The sequence below is a fragment of the Kitasatospora paranensis genome, from assembly GCF_039544005.1.
In the GTDB taxonomy this organism is placed as follows: Bacteria; Actinomycetota; Actinomycetes; order Streptomycetales; family Streptomycetaceae; genus Kitasatospora; species Kitasatospora paranensis.
In genome coordinates this window covers 7946914-7962028 of sequence record NZ_BAABKV010000001.1, presented here as the reverse complement: position 1 = coordinate 7962028, position 15115 = coordinate 7946914, and the positions used below count along the sequence as shown (strand labels likewise).

Annotated in this window: 15 protein-coding genes and 2 pseudogenes; 12 read left to right on the top strand and 5 right to left on the bottom strand. The window is 74.6% G+C overall.

What is annotated here, in order from left to right; translation table 11 throughout:
- Positions 1–68 precede the first annotated feature (68 nt).
- Positions 69–374 (bottom strand): hypothetical protein, encoded by a 306-nt coding sequence (locus ABEB13_RS37785; RefSeq protein WP_345710027.1) that lies wholly within the window; start codon positions 372–374, stop codon positions 69–71.
- Between ABEB13_RS37785 and ABEB13_RS37780 the strand changes: the two genes are divergently transcribed.
- Together ABEB13_RS37780 and ABEB13_RS37775 are read left to right on the top strand one after the other, a co-directional pair.
- Entirely contained in the window at positions 258–1658 is a 1401-nt protein-coding gene (locus ABEB13_RS37780) for an alpha/beta hydrolase (RefSeq protein ID WP_345709967.1), read from the top strand. The genes ABEB13_RS37785 and ABEB13_RS37780 overlap by 117 nt on opposite strands.
- A 9-nt stretch (positions 1659–1667) precedes the next feature.
- The gene (locus ABEB13_RS37775; protein WP_345709141.1) at positions 1668–2234 is read left to right on the top strand and encodes a hypothetical protein; all 567 of its coding nucleotides are present in this window, start codon (positions 1668–1670) and stop codon (positions 2232–2234) included.
- A 76-nt stretch (positions 2235–2310) separates the two neighbouring features.
- Here the strand turns inward: ABEB13_RS37775 and ABEB13_RS37770 are convergent, their stop codons facing one another.
- Together ABEB13_RS37770 and ABEB13_RS37765 are read right to left on the bottom strand one after the other, a co-directional pair.
- Complete coding sequence (locus ABEB13_RS37770) at positions 2311–3384, bottom strand: dipeptidase (RefSeq protein ID WP_345709140.1); 1074 nt, start codon at positions 3382–3384, stop codon at positions 2311–2313.
- Positions 3381–4676 (bottom strand): amidohydrolase family protein, encoded by a 1296-nt coding sequence (locus tag ABEB13_RS37765; protein WP_345709139.1) that lies wholly within the window; start codon positions 4674–4676, stop codon positions 3381–3383. The genes ABEB13_RS37770 and ABEB13_RS37765 overlap by 4 nt, the downstream gene beginning before the upstream one ends.
- Before the next feature lie 241 nt (positions 4677–4917).
- Between ABEB13_RS37765 and ABEB13_RS37760 the strand changes: the two genes are divergently transcribed.
- The 3 genes from ABEB13_RS37760 (at position 4918) to ABEB13_RS37750 (ending at position 7573) form a co-directional block, all read left to right on the top strand.
- The gene (locus ABEB13_RS37760) at positions 4918–5697 is read left to right on the top strand and encodes an IclR family transcriptional regulator (RefSeq protein ID WP_345709138.1); all 780 of its coding nucleotides are present in this window, start codon (positions 4918–4920) and stop codon (positions 5695–5697) included.
- Positions 5690–6685, top strand: a complete 996-nt coding sequence (locus tag ABEB13_RS37755; RefSeq protein WP_345709137.1) for an ornithine cyclodeaminase family protein — start codon at positions 5690–5692, stop codon at positions 6683–6685. Before ABEB13_RS37760 ends, ABEB13_RS37755 begins: the two co-directional genes overlap by 8 nt.
- Positions 6686–6814: 129 nt before the next feature.
- On the top strand, positions 6815–7573 hold the full coding sequence (locus ABEB13_RS37750) for a hypothetical protein (protein WP_345709136.1): 759 nt from the start codon (positions 6815–6817) through the stop codon (positions 7571–7573).
- Between the two features lie 39 nt (positions 7574–7612).
- Here ABEB13_RS37750 and ABEB13_RS37745 read toward each other — a convergent pair.
- Positions 7613–8577: pseudogene (locus ABEB13_RS37745) on the bottom strand (aldo/keto reductase).
- 960 nt (positions 8578–9537) lie between these two features.
- Here ABEB13_RS37745 and ABEB13_RS37740 point away from each other — a divergent pair.
- From ABEB13_RS37740 to ABEB13_RS37725, 4 genes are all read left to right on the top strand, one after another.
- A complete protein-coding gene (locus ABEB13_RS37740; RefSeq protein ID WP_345709135.1) occupies positions 9538–10242 on the top strand; it encodes a DUF4386 domain-containing protein in 705 nt (234 codons plus the stop codon).
- A gap of 72 nt (positions 10243–10314) precedes the next feature.
- Positions 10315–10941: an alpha/beta hydrolase fold domain-containing protein gene (locus ABEB13_RS37735; protein ID WP_345709134.1), complete on the top strand. Its 627-nt coding sequence runs from the start codon at positions 10315–10317 to the stop codon at positions 10939–10941.
- On the top strand, positions 10938–11174 hold the full coding sequence (locus ABEB13_RS37730) for an alpha/beta hydrolase family protein (protein ID WP_345709133.1): 237 nt from the start codon (positions 10938–10940) through the stop codon (positions 11172–11174). The genes ABEB13_RS37735 and ABEB13_RS37730 overlap by 4 nt, the downstream gene beginning before the upstream one ends.
- 101 nt (positions 11175–11275) lie before the next feature.
- Positions 11276–12685, top strand: a complete 1410-nt coding sequence (locus ABEB13_RS37725; RefSeq protein WP_345709132.1) for an MFS transporter — start codon at positions 11276–11278, stop codon at positions 12683–12685.
- On the opposite strand, the gene ABEB13_RS37720 is transcribed toward ABEB13_RS37725, so the two are convergent.
- Positions 12634–13242 (bottom strand): hypothetical protein, encoded by a 609-nt coding sequence (locus tag ABEB13_RS37720; RefSeq protein ID WP_345709131.1) that lies wholly within the window; start codon positions 13240–13242, stop codon positions 12634–12636. The genes ABEB13_RS37725 and ABEB13_RS37720 overlap by 52 nt on opposite strands.
- Before the next feature lie 91 nt (positions 13243–13333).
- Here ABEB13_RS37720 and ABEB13_RS37715 point away from each other — a divergent pair, with 91 nt between their 5' ends.
- The 3 genes and pseudogenes from ABEB13_RS37715 to ABEB13_RS37710 all read left to right on the top strand — a co-directional run bounded on the left by ABEB13_RS37715 (position 13334) and on the right by ABEB13_RS37710 (position 14940).
- Positions 13334–13873 (top strand): aminoglycoside phosphotransferase family protein, encoded by a 540-nt coding sequence (locus tag ABEB13_RS37715; protein WP_425559940.1) that lies wholly within the window; start codon positions 13334–13336, stop codon positions 13871–13873.
- Positions 13812–13991: pseudogene (locus tag ABEB13_RS40985) on the top strand (hypothetical protein); the annotation flags it as partial. The gene ABEB13_RS37715 and the pseudogene ABEB13_RS40985, both read left to right, overlap by 62 nt.
- Positions 13992–14193: 202 nt before the next feature.
- Positions 14194–14940, top strand: coding sequence for a hypothetical protein (locus ABEB13_RS37710; protein WP_345709130.1), 747 nt, complete (start codon positions 14194–14196; stop codon positions 14938–14940).
- Positions 14941–15115: the final 175 nt, after the last annotated feature.

Below are 15115 nucleotides of genomic sequence, written 5' to 3'. Positions count from 1 at the left end.
CATTCACTCTTTTGCGGCAATTCGATCCGGTGGGGGTCCACGCCGCCGCGCAGGCCTGGCGCGCGCTCTCACGCGAGGCCGAGGCGGCGGACACCCGGCATCGGCACCAGGTGAACGGCCCGCTGCGCCACGCGCAGTGGCAGGGCCGGGACGCGGACAGCGCCTTCCACACCATGGAGCGGACCGAACAGATCCTGGAGGTTGTACGGGTCGAGGCCGAGGCGGCGGCGCTCATCCTGGAAACCGTGGCCGACCGGATGGACCAGGCCAGGACGAACCTGCTCAACGCGCTCCGGCGGGCCGACGAATGGGGCCTGCCGGTCTCCCCCGACGGTGCCGTCGGGCTGCCGCCGCAGTCGGCGCCCCAGCACCACGACCCGGACCCGGGAGCCGACGCGCTCATGCTGCTCAGGAGCCAGCTGCAGGCCGCATCGACGCGGCCGTCGCCGGCGCCCGCGAGGCCGCTGAACAGGGTGCCCAGGCGCTCGGCCGCCTCGACGCCGACATCCTCACCGCCCCCGGACGTTCGGCGCCGCCGCCGAATCCGCCCGGGACGCCGCCGACGTGGCGAAGGACCTCGGCCTGGTGGCCCCCGCCGTGCCGGAGAACACGGACCCGCGGCAGGCAGCCGCGTGGTGGGCGGCGCTCACCCCCGACCAGCAGCAGAGCCTGTCGGCCCTCCACCCGGAGGAGATCGGCCGGCTCGACGGGCTGCCGTCCGCCGTGCGCGACCGGGCCAACCGCCTGCTCCTGGAGCAGCAGTCCGACGCACTCCACGTCGGCGCCCCCGACGGCGCCGGGCCGACCTACGGGGAGTACAGCAGGCGGGAGAACGCGCTGCGCGCGCTCAAGGACCGCCTGGACGGCGCGGACGGCGACCCGGAGGACCGGCAGCTCTACCTCCTGGCGCTGGACCCGCGGGGGACGGTCGGGCCGTGGTCGCCACCGGGGACCCGGACACGGCGGACCACACCGCCGTCCTGGTGCCCGGCACCGGCACGACGCTGGCGGGCATGCCCGGACAGATCGACCGTGCCGCCGCGCTCCGCACCGAGGCCGCCCGGGCCGCGGGGCCCGGCAGCCGGGTCTCGGTGATCTCCTGGCTGGGCTATGACGCACCGGAGCTCGACGCCAGCATGGCGACCACCGACCGGGCCGAGCAGGGCGCCGCCGACATGCGGCGCTTCACCGAGGGCGTGCGCACCGCCCAGGGCGACCGGCACGGTCACCTGACCGTCATCGGTCACAGTTACGGCACCACCGCCGTCGGCATCGCGGCCCGGGGCGGCGACGGCCTCCGTGCCGACGACATCATCGGGGTCGCCAGCCCCGGCATGGGAACGGACCGCGCGGAGAAGCTGCACATCGACCCGGCGCACGTCTGGCTCGGCACCGCCCCGGACGACATGATCAGCAACGCCGCGGGCCTCACCCTCGGGCCCGACCCGGCACGGGCCGAGTTCGGCGGCCGGACGTTCGGCGTCGACACCCACGGCCACAGCGGCTACTGGGACCCGGACAGCCAGAGCCTCGCCAACCAGGGGCGCATCATCGCCGGCCTGCAACCGGCACCGACGCCTGCACCGCCCACCGCACCCCTGGCGCCGCACGACGAATCGGCCGCACCCGACCACCGTCGGCCCCGAACGGCGGGGTGACGACCGACCATGCCGCCCACCGGCCGCACCTTCCCGACCCCGCTCACGTCCCTGGCGTCCGTCACCTTCCGCATTCCGCTCGCCCTCCTCGTCCCGCTCGCCCTCCTCGGCCTCGGAGGCTGTATGCCGACCACCACCGGACCGCACGACCAGCTCCCCGTCATGGCCCGCGCCGACGCACAGGCCTGGGCCCGGCACATGACGGCGTACATGGCCGAAGCCGCCGGCATCACCCTGACCGACTCCACCGCCGACCCGGCCTTCCGTCCCTGCACCGGACGGAACGGCGAAACCGCCCCCGACGACCGCTTCTCCCTCAGCTACGCCGTCGACAGCACCGTCCCGTTGCCGCAGCACCCGGAGGCCGTCCGCCGGATCCGGCAGATGCTCGAAGGACGCGGCTTCGAAGTGCGCAGCTACCGCGAGGAGTGGCAGGGAGAGCCGAGCGCCCTGCTCGACGCCTACGAGCCCACCGGCCACTACCTGGTCAGCGCCGAGACCGGCGGCGGCACCGACCGCCTGCTCCTCCGCATCAGCACCCCGTGCCTCCGCCCGCCACCCGCCCCGACCCGGTGAGCCGCGGGCCGCGGGCTGGAGCCCGCCGACCGGCGGGTGGGATCTCGCGGTGGCCCGCGCACGGCGACCGGGTGTCTCAGGCTCCCCAGATCCGCTCGGCGTAGGCGGCGAAGTTGCCGCCCATGATCTTCGCGATCCGCTCCGGGCCGAAGCCGCGCCGCTCCAGCAGCCGGATCAGTTCGCGGAACTGGTCCACCCCGCGCAGGTCGACGACGAAGGGGTAGGTGTCGCTGCGTTCGCCCGCCGCGCCGACACCGGCCGCCCGGCGGTGCTCGACGTGCTCGGCGAGCGTCGCCCGGTAGGCGTCCAGATCGTCGATGGCGGTGACGGGCCCGTCGGTGCCGATGCCGACGTGGTCCTCGCCGCAGACGTTCACGGCGTGCACGATGTGCTCGACGACGTCGGCGGCCCGCGCGTGGCCCGAGGTGTTGAGGAACGGCATGAAGTAGATGCCGACGAAGCCGCCGCGGGAGGCCACCAGGCGCAGCTCCTCGTCGGTCTTGTTGCGCGGCAGGTCGGCAAGCGCGCGGCAGCCGGTGTGGTTGATCGAGACGGGCCGGCGGGAGATCCTGGCCGCCTCCAGGCAGGTGCGCTCGCCGCTGTGCGAGAGGTCGACCATGATCCGGGCGTCGTTCAGGGCTTCGACGGCCTGCCGGCCGAACGGGGTGAGGCCGCGGTTCTCCGGGGCCATCGAGCCGTCGCCGAGATGGTTGGCCTGGTTGTACGTCAGCTGGACAACCCGGACGCCGAGGCGCTCGAAGGTGTCGATCCGGCCGAGGTCGTCGCCGATCGCCACCGCGTTCTGGAAGCCGTAGATGACACCGATCCGCCGCTCGGCGCGCGCCCGGTGGAGGTCGCCGGCCGTCCGGACGTGCAGCAGGTCGGCGGGGTGGCGGCGCAGGATCGCGTCCCACACCTCGATCTCGCGGAGCGTGTGCTCGAACGGGGCCATGTCGCCCAGGGTGTAGCCCAGGGTGATGTTCACCGCCGTCAGGCCCGAGGCGTGGGCGTCGGCCAGTGTCCGGGCGTCGATCACCAGGTCGTCGCTGTTCTGGACGAGTTTGCCCGCGGTGGCCGCGGAGTGCGCGGCGTTGGGGTTGTCGAGTGCCCCCAGGGCGTTGATGATCAGGTAGTCGGCTGCGGTGCTCATCGGTCGACCTGCCCCTTCGTGTCCTGCCCCTTTGTGTCCTGCCCCGTCCGGTAGTCGCTCCGCTCGTGGCGCCGCCCGCGCTTGACGACGCAGCCGACGCTGCGGAGGTTGTCGATGTCCGCCAGCGGATCCCGGTCCAGGACGACGAAGTTGGCGAGCTTGCCCGCCTCGACGGTGCCCATCTGCGCCTCCGCCCCCATGCTCCGTGCGCCGACGACGGTGGCGCAGCGGATGACCTGCTCCACCGGGATCCCGCAGCGCCGGACGAGGAAGGCCATCTCGTCGTACAGGGCCGGGTAGGGGTGCTCCGCGGCCGTCTCGTAGTCGGTGCCGGCGGAGATCTCGACGCCGGCCAGGTGGGCCTGGGCGGTCAGCGTGGCCGCGAGTTCGCTGTCGGCACGGGCCTTGGCGCGGGCCTCCGGGGTGTCCGCCTCGCCCTCCAGCCAGTGCCAGAGCCCCGCCGTGGCGTCCAGGACGGTGCCGCGTTCGCGCATCGCCGCGAACAGGGCCGTCAGCCGCGGGTGCTCCTCGCCGGCGAGGCGCTCGTAGTCGATCGGGGCCTTGTTCTTGTAGCTGGCGGACGGCGCGGTGGCGTCGACGGCCTCGTGGGCGAGCAGGGTGACGTGGGAGACGGCGTTCACCCCGGCGGCGACGACCTCGCCGGGGCAGGCCGGGAAGACCGCGGCGTGCGCCCAGACCTGGATGCCCTGCCGGTGGGCCTCGGCGGTGATCGCGGCGACCGTCGCGCCGTCGAGGTCCGCGTAGACCTTGATCGCCGTGGCATGGGTGCCGCGGGCGAGGGCGACCGCCAGCGGCAGGTCGGTCTCGTCCGTGATCGCCTGCATCCACGGCACGGTGCCCGGGGTCTCGCCCTGCGACACCTGCCAGGTGCGCGGGTCGTCGAAGAAGCCGGGGCCGGCCATCAGCGCGGCGTAGTGGATGTCGGGCCCGGGGATCTCGCCGACGCGGGTGCCGCGGGCGAGGTCGCCGACGTGGCGCAGGTCGTCGGCCATGTCGCGGATCGCGGTCACGCCGCCGTAGACCTGGCGGCGCAGCCAGGATTCGGCGAGCGGCCGGTCGGGCGGGGTCGCGAGGTGCTGGTGGGAGTCGATCAGGCCGGGGATGACGTGACGGCCGTCGAGGTCGACGGTGACCGCGTCCACCGGGAGGCCGTCGGGCAGTTCCCCGTCGGGGACGACCGCGGCGATGCGCTCGCCGTCGACGACGATCGTCGTCGCGGTGCGGGCGGGGGCGCCGGTGCCGTCGAGCAGGGTCGCTCCGCGGTAGAGCACGACCGTGCCCTCGGGCGGCGCGGCGTAGGGGTCGGCGCGCCGGGGGCCGGGTGATCCATGGGTTCCGCCTCTCCGTCGCGCGCGACGGCCTGTTCCGGTCGGGGGTCCGCCGGTCCGCCGGGGGCGTCGCCCCTGGTGTCCCACCCTCGACATCTGTTACGTTGTGCATAACAGCTGTTTCAAGGTTAGCAACGCGGGTCGTCGCAGATCAACCCCGCCCGCCGCCGAAGGAGTGCCGAAGGTGCCCAAGTCCCCCAGTTCGGCCGTGGACAAGGCGCTCGACCTGGTCGAGGCGGTCGCCCGCTGCGACCGGCCGCTGCGGCTGAGCGAACTGGCCGACGAGGCGGGGATGCACCGCGCCACCGCCTACCGCGTCCTGCTGGACCTTGTCCGGCGCGGGTGGATCCTGCGCGCGGGCGACCACTACCTGCCCGGGACGGTCGTGCTCCAGCTCTCCCAGGTCGCCGCCACCAACTCGCTGGCCGCAGTGGCCCGTCCGGTTCTCGAGGAGCTGTCGGAGCGGACCGGCATGATGGTGAACCTCCAGATCCCGGAGACCGACCACGCGCGGGTGATCGACGTCGTCCGGCCGGCCCGGCTGGAGATGATCAGCGACCTGCGCGACGAGCGGCTCCCGGTGCACCGGTTCGCCGGCCCGCTCGCCCTGGTCGCGATGCTCGATCCGGCCGCCCGCCGGCCCTACCTGCGCCAGGCCGAGGAGGCCGGAGTCGAACTGACCGGCGGTCAGGGGCTGCTGGCGGACATCGGGACGGTCGAACGCACCGGCCACGCCCTGGAGCGCGGCCGCAACCAGAAGCTCATCGCGTCGGTGAGCCGGGCCGTCGGCTCGGCGAAGGGCGCACCGATCTGCGCACTCACCGTGGTCGGCCCCGACGCCGAGTTCGAGGAACCCCGGCTGGCCGGCATCATCACCGCCCTGCACGACGCCACCGGGCGGCTCCGGGAAGCCCTCACCACCCTGTCCACCGCCCGCCCCAGCGCAGGAACCGACGATGCGTGACCTCCCCTCCTCCCCCACCCCTTCGTCCCCCGACCCGCAGGACCGCCCCGGCGTCCTCGTCCTCGACCGGGCCCAGACCCTGGCCGCGCTGGAGCCGATGGCCGTGATGGCCGCCACCCGCGCCGCGCTGGTGGCGATCGCCCGCGACGGGGTCTCCGCCCCCGCCCGCATCGCCGCCCGTACCCCCGCCGGCCTGCTCGGCGCCATGCCCGCCCATGTGCCCGGGCTGGGGCTGGCGGCCAAGCTGGTCTCGGTCTTCCCCGCTGCCGGCCCGGCCGGGCGCAGCGCCCACCGCGGTGTGGTGGCGCTCTTCGACGAGCACGACGGCCGCCTGCTCGCCCTCATGGACGCCGAGCCGGTCACCGCGATCCGCACCGCCGCCTCGGCGACGCACAGCATGCAGGCGCTGGCCGCGCCCCGTCCGCGGCGGATCGCGGTCGTCGGCACCGGCACCCAGGCCCGTGCCCAGCTCACGCTCCTCGCCGCGCTGCACCCCGGCGTCCCGGTGGTCGTCGGCGGCCGCGACCGCGCCCGCGCACAGGAGCTGGCGGAACGTCACCCCGGTGCCACGGCCGACGGCATCGAGAGCGCCGTGCGCGGCGCCGACGTGGTGTTCTGCTGCACGGACGCCCGCACGCCCGTCCTCGACCGCGGCTGGCTGTCGCCCGGTGCCCACGTCAGCTCGGTCGGCGGATCGCACGGGCCGGAGCTCGACGCGCCGACCGTCCACGACGCCGCCCTCTTCGTGGAGTGGGCGGGCGCCGCCGCCTCCGCCCCTCCGGCGGGCGCCCACGAACTCCAGGGCCTGGCACCCGATCGGGCCACCCTGCTCGGCGCCGTCCTCGACGCCGCCCACCCGGGCCGCACCCGGTCCGACGAGCTGACGGTGTTCAAGTCGACCGGCCACGCCGCGCTCGACGTCGCCGCGGCCTCGGTGGTGCACGCCCGGGCCCTCGCCCTCGCCGTGGGGACCTGGCTGGACCTCTGAGCCCCGGGGGGCCGCGCACCTGCCGCCCGCAGCCGTGTGGCGGCCCCGCCGGAGACGGGGCGGGCGGGCCGCAGTAGGCTGGCGAACTTCGGCTGCCCCGGCACCCGGAGTCCTCGAAGGTGCAGGCCCGTGACCGACCTCGACCCCACCTCCGCACGCCGACGCCTCGACGCCGCACTGGCGGGCCTGGCGACCGCGCTGCGCGGAGCGACCGCCCACCCCGACGAGGCCCAGTGCGAGTGCCACTGGGGCAGCGCCGAGGAACTCGCGCTCCTCAAGGTGCCCGACGTGCCGCTCGATCCCGACCTGCTGCGCCGCACCTGGCAGGCACCCGACTGGGACGACAAGGGCTCGGTGCTGCGCCGCATCCTGCCCCAGCTGGCGGTCTCGCTCACCGCCGGCCGGGAGCATCCGGAGTACTTCCTGGACGAGGTCGGTGTCGCCCTCGGCCGTGGCCGGTGGCCGGAGTGGCCCGCGCCGCAGGCCGCGGCGGTCGAGGAGTTCCTGCACGCCTGGTGGGCGTACAGCCTGCTAGCGGCCGCCCCTGAGGAGCCGCCCCACCTGCTCCTCGTCCTCTGCGTCGAGGCTTCCGGCGAGCTCACCCCCTGGCTGGCCGCCTGGGCGGCGCTGGAGCACCCGGCGGCCGACCGGCGCCTGGCCGCGGCCCTCGAGTACTGGGCGGACGAGCTGATCCGGGACGAACTCCCCTGGTTCACCTGGCACGACGCGCCCGCTCTGCGCGCGGAGTTGGCCGCCTGGCTGGTCGACCACGCACCCGCACGCCTGCGCGCCCAGGAGTCGCCCGCGGAGCTGCTCCACCTGGTGCGGCTGATCGGCCTGGACTCGGCGGCCCGGTGGGACGATCCGCACATCGACGTCTGGCTGTAGCGGCGCCGTCCGCGCGATCGGCGCCGCACAACGCGACGGTCAGGAGTAGAAGTTGCGCTCCCAGCGGTGCTTGGCGAGTGCGGCGAGCACCTCATCGGTGAGCGGGTGGCCGTCGCTGATCGCGGTGTTGCGCTCCACGTTCCGGACGCTGCGCATGCCGGGGATGACCGTCGAGACGGCCGGTGCGCTCAGCACGAAGCGCAGCGCGGTCTCCGCGATCTCGTCGGTGGAGATGCCCAGGTCGGCGGTGATCGCGTCGACGCGCTGCCCGACCTGGGCTGGCCGGTCGCCGCGGAAGTAGCGGCTGCGGAAGTCGCCCTCGGGGAAGGTCGTACCGGCCCGTACGGTGCCCGTCAGTCCCCCTCGTCCAGGGCCACCCGGACGATCACGCCGACGCCGTGTTCCCGGCAGGCCGGGAACAGGGCGTCGGCGGGGCTCTGGTCGAAGATGTTGTAGATCACCTGCACCGTGTCCACCACCCCGCTGCGGACGAGGTCGAGGGCGCTCTCGGGCCGGTGGTCGTTGACGGAGACGCCGAACAGCCGGATCTTTCCCTGCTGCTTCAGCTCGGCGACGGTCTCCAGCCAGTCGCCGCGGCCGACCCAGTCGTCGCTCCAGACGTGGAACTGCAGCACGTCGAAGTGGTCCAGGCCGCTCTCCCGCAGGCTGGTCTCCAGGCTCTCCCGGATGTGCGCGCCCGGGAAGGTCTCCGCGGGGTCGAGCCCGCCGGGAGCGGGCCAGATCCGGTTCTTCGGCGGCACCTTGGTCGCCACGAACACCTCGTCGCCGGCCCGTTCGCGGACCACCCGGCCCACGATCCGCTCGCTGTCGCCGTAGCCCCGTGCGGTGTCGACGAGGTTCACCCCGAGGTCGACGGCGCGGTGCAGCGCGCGCACCGACTCGTCCTCGGTGGCCCCCACCCAGCTGGAGGCGCCGATGCCCCAGGCCCCGTAGCCGATCTCGGACACCGACATCCCGCTGCGGCCCAGTTCGCGGTAGCGCACAGTCGTCCTCCACCTCGTGGTCGTCGTCCCGGCGGAGCGGAGCGCACCACCGCTCCGACCCTAGGCGATCACGCGGAGCGGGACACCCCCGCACGGACCTGACGGTCCGGGATCCGGCCGATCGGGCATCAGATCGCGGACACCGCAGGGGATCAGGGATCCGCGCACGCCGACGCGCGCGGGATCCCGCCCCGATCATGGATGCAGCGCGCTAGCGTCTGACCACAGGAGGTGGTCCATGGCGGAGCCGCACGTGTGTCCGGGGTGCAGCGGACTGAGGGGCACGGAGAAGGTCGAACACTCCGTGGAGCTGGACGGCGACGGCCGGCAGGTCGCGCGGGAACGGCGCTACTGGTCGCCGTGCGGCCGATGCGGCGGAGCCGGGGTGGTGCAGGGATGAGGTCGGTCTTCGTCTGCCGGGAGTGCGCACTCCACTACCTTCCGCCGGAGTCGCTGGAGTACAGCGACGGCCCGGCCAGCCCGGTCTGGTGCTCGGTCTGCCGGCAACGGGCCGCCACGCTGGGGGTGTCCGAGCCCGCGGCCGCCGGGCCCTGGCCCTGCTCGGAGCCGCGCGCACCGCCCGGCCGCCGGCCGAGGAGGAGCGGCGCAGGCCCGACGTCCGGCCGTCCCGGCCGGCCCGCACCCGCCGGTCGAGCCCCGGGCCCGGCACCCGCTCCCGGCTGGGCTGACTGCGCCCTTCCCGTCCCCGGTCGGGTCGCCCCCGGCCTCGGCGCCCCCGTCCCCGCGTCCCGGTCGGGCCGTCCCGCGGCCCGGCCCGGTCCGACTCCCCCGGACGGCGGAGGCCGCTCCGACCGAAAGGAGGAGGTGTCCCGCGCGCCCGAGCGGCAGTGTTGTCCCCGCCGGGGACGGCCGCACGACGGGTGCGGCGCACCGGTGCGGCCGGGCCGCGCGGGCCCTGTCGGCCGCGTTCGCCGGCATCACGGGACGGGAGTCGGAGAGTTGAGCACGCACAGGGGGACGGCGGTGGCCACCGGGGTGTTGTTCATCCTGGCGGCGGTCGCCTCGATCGCGGGACTGCTGCTGTACGGGCCGGTGCTCGGCGACCGGGAGTACGTCGTCGGGGGCCACGCCCACACCGCCGAGATGGCGTCGGGCGCGCTGCTGGAGGTGGTCCTCGCCTTCTCGGTGATCGGCATATCGGTGCTGATGTTCCCGGTCGTGCGGAGGTTCGCGGAGAGCGTCGCGCTGGGGTACGTCTGCTTCCGGCTGCTGGAGGCGGCCGTCATCGTGTTCGGCATCATCAGCCTGCTGTCGGTGGTGACGCTGGGCCGGGACCACGCGTCGGCCACCGCGCCCGAGGCGGCCGCCTATCTGACCGCGGGCCGGGCGCTGGTGGCGGAGCACGACTGGACGTTCCTGTTCGGACCCAACATCGCCCTGGGCCCGAGCACGACGCTGATGGCGTACTTCCTCCACCGGTCGAGGGTGGTCCCGAGGTTCATCGCCGTGCTGGGCCTGGTCGGCGGGCCGCTGATCCTCGGATCGGCCGTGCTCGTCCTCTTCGGCGCCTACCAGCAGATCTCCACCTGGGGCAGCCTCGCCGCCCTCCCGGTGTTCGCGTACGAGATGTCACTGGCCGTCTGGCTGATCGTCAAGGGCTTCGACCGGACGGCGATGGCACGGCTCGTGCCCGCGGTGCCCTGACGGAGGTCCGGGCGGCTCCGCGGGCCGAAAAGGCCTTGATGGCCCGGTGGGCCGGGCCTACCGTCCAGGATCATGGATCTTCATCTGGCACCGGTTCCGCCCCGACCGGCCCCCGACGGGGGCCGGGTCTTCGAGGGCCTCAGCTACGCACTCCGTGAGGGATTCCGGCCGCTCCTGCTGGACCTGCACGTCCCACCGGCGGGCGGTGGGCCTGCGCCGGTCGTGGTCTGGATCCACGGCGGCGCATTCCTGAGTGGGGACCGCCGCCACCTGCCGGAGACACTGACGCCCGGCTCCCTCTTCGAGGCATTCACGGCCGCCGGGATCGCGGTCGCGACGATCGACTACCGGCTGTCCGGCGAGGCGGTGTTCCCGGCCCAGCTCGACGACGTCCGTTCGGCGATCGCCTATCTGCGGTACTACGCCGACGTGTTGGGGATCGACACCGGGCGGCTGGGTGCGTCCGGCGAATCCGCGGGCGGCGCACTTGCGGCGCTCGCGGCACTCACGCCGCAGGTGGGCGGCGGCCCCGGGGAGGCGTCGCCCCCGGGGATCGCCGCGGCGGTCCTCTGGTACCCGGTGACGGATCTGGCCCTGCGCGATGCGACGGCAGTGGACTCGCCCGAGGCGAAGCTCCTCGGCGGTGCCCCCGCCGAGCTGCCCGAGCAGGCCGCGGCGGCGGGGCGGTCCACCAGGTGACGGCCGCGGCACCGCCGTTCCTGCTGCTGCACGGCACGGCGGACGACCGTCTGCCACCGGAGCACAGCGAACGGCTGCACGGGCGGCTGCTGGCCGCGGGTGTCCGCTCGACCTACATCCCCGTCCCGGGCGCCGGGCACGTGTTCGCCGGCCACGACGACATGCCGGGCGTGGTCGCCGCCACCGTCGACTTCTTCGTGCGGGAGCTGCTCGGCGATCGCGCCGGGGCCTGACCGGCGAAATTTAGCTCGACATCAAGTATCTTGATGTCGAGCTAATATACGAGGGCGGTGGGCGGAGCTGCGCGCGCCGGCACGTGGACGAAGGCGGGGACATGACCGGCAGGGACGGGACGGGGCTGATCGCGCAGCTGCGCAACCCACCGGGAGGCCGGGACGCGCGGGTGATGCTCGCGGCGCTGTTCGTCGACCGGTCGGGATCGGGGGTGTGGGGCGCAGCCGCCGTCCTGTACTTCGCGTTCGTCGCCCACCTGGACGCCCGGCAGATCGGGCTGCTGCTCGGCACGGCCGCCACGGCCGGAATCGCCGGATCGCCCCTGGCGGGACGGCTCGCCGCCCGGTACCCGCTGCGCCCGCTGCTGATCGGCTGCCACCTGCTGCGCGCCGCCGCGCTCTGCCTGATCCTGAGCTGCGACCGGTTCGCGGCCCTGCTGCCGATGGTGGCGGTGACCGCCCTCGGCGACCGGGGCGCGAGAACCCTGGAGATGATCTTCGCCACCCGGGTCGCGGGCAGCCGTCGCTCGACCTATCAGGCGCTGTCCCGCACCGCGTCGAACGCGGGCTACGCCGTGGGAGCCGCCGTCGCAGCCGCCAGCATCGCCCTCGGCACGCGGGACGCCTACCGCGCCCTCGTCCTGGTGGACGTCCTCTCGTTCCTGGTGGCCACCGTCCTCGTCCGGCGCGCCCGCGAACCGCAGGTCGAGCCCCGTGGCGCAACACCTGACGGCCCGGCAGCCGCGGCCGGCCGCGAGCAGGCCGCACCGGGCCCTTGGCGCAACGGCCGCTACCTGCGCTTCGTCCTGCTGGACATCGTGATGAGCCTGGACGACTCCGTCCTCAACGTCGGTCTGCCGCTCTGGCTGGCGACCCGCACGAGCGCGCCGCACGCCCTCGTGCCGGCCTTCCTGGTGATCAACACGGTGCTGGTCGTGGTCCTGCAGCTCCGGGTCTCGGCCCGGGCCGAGGGCCCGAGGCGCGCCGTCCGGGCGGTCTTCGGCTACGGCGTCCTGCTTGCCGCCTGCTGTGTCGCCATCGCCGTATCGACCCGCGGCGGCCCGGTGACCGCCTCGATCGCGCTCACCGCGGCCGCGGTGCTCGTCACCATGGCGGAGCTGATGCGGTCGGTGAGCTCCTGGGAGCTGGCGGTCTCGCTCGCACCGCCGCATTCCCAGGCGTCCTACCTCGGGGTCGCCGGGATGTCGCAGTCGGTGCAGAAGTCGGTCGGCCCGCTCGTCCTGACGGGCGCCGTGATGGTGGCCGGACCGCCCGGCTGGCTGCTGCTCGGGGGCGCGGTCGCCGTGCTGTCCGTCGTCCAGGGGCGGGGCTGCGAGCGGTTCCTGGACGACCTCCGCACGCCGACAGCCCAGGCATCCCCGACAGCCCCGACAGTCCTGGAGCCGGATGCCGGACGCGGGGCGCGAGGGTCGGGCCGGATCGGACGGCGCGCGTCCGGTCAGCCGCTGCCGGGCCGGGGGCCGGCGAACTCGCGCAATGTCTCCTCGTAGCGTCCGCCGAAGTCGACCCTGGTGATGTGCTTGCTCGGAAAGCGCGTGGGCTCCGCCTCCCACCGGGCCTCGGTGTCGACCTCCAGCAGCCGCACCGACTTCCGCCGCAGGCCGACCACCGCCCCGATCCAGCACACATCCGGCCTCTTGCCCTCGGCGTGCAGGGTGACCAGGCCGAAGTCGCGGCCGGCCGACTCCAGCAGCAGCGGCAGGGAGTCGAGCGCGAGCGCCTGCGCCGGCGCGGCGACCGGCCAGCGCCCCCGACGGCACAGCGCCCTGACGGCCAGGGAGGTCGGATCACCGTGCAGACGGACCTTGGTGATGTCGCCGGTGCGCACCGCCGTCCACCCGTCGAGATCGACCTCCGGGCAGTGCGCGAGCAGGGTCCAGGCGCCGGTGGCCGCCACGACGAAGCCATCGATGCGTTCCGCACCGGTGATCGAGCGGTGCAGGCGTACCGGTGCACCCGTCCGGATCGCCCGATCGAGCCGGTCCGCGACACGGGCGGGCGCTGCCGGGTCCGGACGGGCTGCCGTCGCGGGCTGATCAGGTGTCATCCGGCGATTCTGTCGGCCGGCAGGCGGCCGGGCATCCGAATATCGGCAGCCGGGAGGGCGGGAGTCCGACGACACGACGTAGGGTGCCGGTGTGATCGGGATACCCGAGGTCTTCGCGCGGGACACCGTCGCCCGGGAGGGGCAAGCCGGGCGCGAGTGGATCGCGGCCCTGCCCGGTCTGGTCGACGGGCTCTTGGAGCGCTGGGACTGCACACCGGAGGCGCCGGTGCGGCACGGGCAGGTCGGGATCGTCGTGCCCGTCCGGTCGGCGGGGCTGCCCCCGGCCGTGCTGAAAGTGTCGTTCCCCCACCCGGGGAACATCCACGAGCCGACGGCCTTCGCGGCCTGGGGCGGTCGCGGTGCGGTGCGGCTGCACCGCCGCGACGACGCGCGGTTCGCTCTGCTGCTGGAGCGGGCGTCGACCGTCACGCTCGCCGACCTGCCGGACGTCGACGAGGCGGTGGCAGCCGCGGGTGTCCTGGCGGCCCGCCTCGCCGTTCCGGCGCCGCCCGGCCCGACCGGACTCCCCGCCGGACCGGACTGCCCGGGCTGCGGGACCACGCGCTGCGGTGGGCCCGGGAGATCGGCCCGGCGAGCGCGGAGCTCGGCGGCCCGCTGCCGCGCCGGGTGACGGACTGTGCGGTCGCGGCCTTCGGGAGTTCGGCGCGGACCAGCCCGACACCCTCGTCCACGGCGACCTGCACTTCGCCGACGTCCTGCGGGCCGAACGCGAGCCGTGGCCGGCCATCGACCCGAAGGGCCTCGTCGGCGACCCGGCCTACGACGGGCTCGCACTGCTGCGTTCCCATCCGGATTTCCGCGCCCGACGGCCGATCGGGGGCGCCGCCGGACCACGGTCAAGCGGAATCTATGCTTCCGAATCGGTCCCGGTCTCCTTCCGGCGATCCGCTCCTCCCTCGGAGCACGCACTACTCGAAAGCCGATGCACCCATGCGCTCTGGGAAGTCCGCCCGCCTCCTGATCGCCGCCGGCCTGCTGCCGCTGGCCCTGTCCGCCTGCTCCTCCACGGGCTCCGCCGGCGGCACCGCGGCCTCCCAGGACACGGCCCCCGCCGCCGCGCCCACCGCGTCGGCCTCGCCCGCGACGACCCCGGACCCCAACGCCGGCCTGCTGACCGGGACCCGCCTCAAGCAGGCCCTCGCCCCGGCGACCGCGCTCCCGTCGGGCTTCGCCCTCGACACCGGCGGCAGCCGGGACACCGGCGACACCTTCCAGGAGCCGACCGCCGCCGACGTCCCGAAGCCGGACTGCAGCAAGCTGGGCGGCACCGCCTGGTCGGCCATCACCGGCATCGAAGGCGTCTCGTTCGCCCAGAACGACTACATCGACAAGGCCACCTCCGCCGAGGTGGCCCAGGAGGTCGACGTCTACCGCGGCACCACCGCACAGACCGTCATGCAGGCGCTCGGCATGGTCTCCAAGGCGTGCCCCTCGTACACGGACGACCAGACCCACGCCAAGGTGAGGATCACCGAGAAGGCGGCGACCGGCCTCGGCGACGGCGCCTGGACGATCACCCTCACCAGCAGCGGCTGGCAGGGCGGGACGACGCTGATCGCCGCCCGCAAGGGCACCGCCGTCGTCACCGTCCTGGCCAGCAGCAGCAAGGACGCCGGCGCGGGCAACGCCAAGAGCATCGCCGGCCGGATCCTGCAGGCGCTCCCGACCGGTTCCTGACCCGCCGGCCCGCGCCGTCGCCGGCCCCCACCGCCGCCGCCGAGCGGTCCGGGCCGCCGCCGCCGGCGCGGGTCGCTGCGCAGCCCGCCCCGATGGGCCGTCGGAGGGATCCGCCTCACCCCGACGGAGCAGCCGCACGGGCGGCGTCCGGCACCCCGGGCGGCCGCTGCGGAAG

What these genes read in the sequence shown, in the direction of transcription:
- ABEB13_RS37780 (WP_345709967.1), top strand. Translation starts at nt 258, where the DNA reads ATGGACCAGGCCAGGACGAACCTGCTCAACGCGCTCCGGCGGGCCGAC.
- ABEB13_RS37775 (WP_345709141.1), top strand. Translation starts at nt 1,668, where the DNA reads ATGCCGCCCACCGGCCGCACCTTCCCGACCCCGCTCACGTCCCTGGCG.
- ABEB13_RS37770 (WP_345709140.1), bottom strand. Translation starts at nt 3,384, where the DNA reads ATGAGCACCGCAGCCGACTACCTGATCATCAACGCCCTGGGGGCACTC.
- ABEB13_RS37755 (WP_345709137.1), top strand. Translation starts at nt 5,690, where the DNA reads ATGCGTGACCTCCCCTCCTCCCCCACCCCTTCGTCCCCCGACCCGCAG.
- ABEB13_RS37735 (WP_345709134.1), top strand. Translation starts at nt 10,315, where the DNA reads ATGGATCTTCATCTGGCACCGGTTCCGCCCCGACCGGCCCCCGACGGG.
- ABEB13_RS37725 (WP_345709132.1), top strand. Translation starts at nt 11,276, where the DNA reads ATGACCGGCAGGGACGGGACGGGGCTGATCGCGCAGCTGCGCAACCCA.
- ABEB13_RS37720 (WP_345709131.1), bottom strand. Translation starts at nt 13,242, where the DNA reads ATGACACCTGATCAGCCCGCGACGGCAGCCCGTCCGGACCCGGCAGCG.
- ABEB13_RS37710 (WP_345709130.1), top strand. Translation starts at nt 14,194, where the DNA reads ATGCGCTCTGGGAAGTCCGCCCGCCTCCTGATCGCCGCCGGCCTGCTG.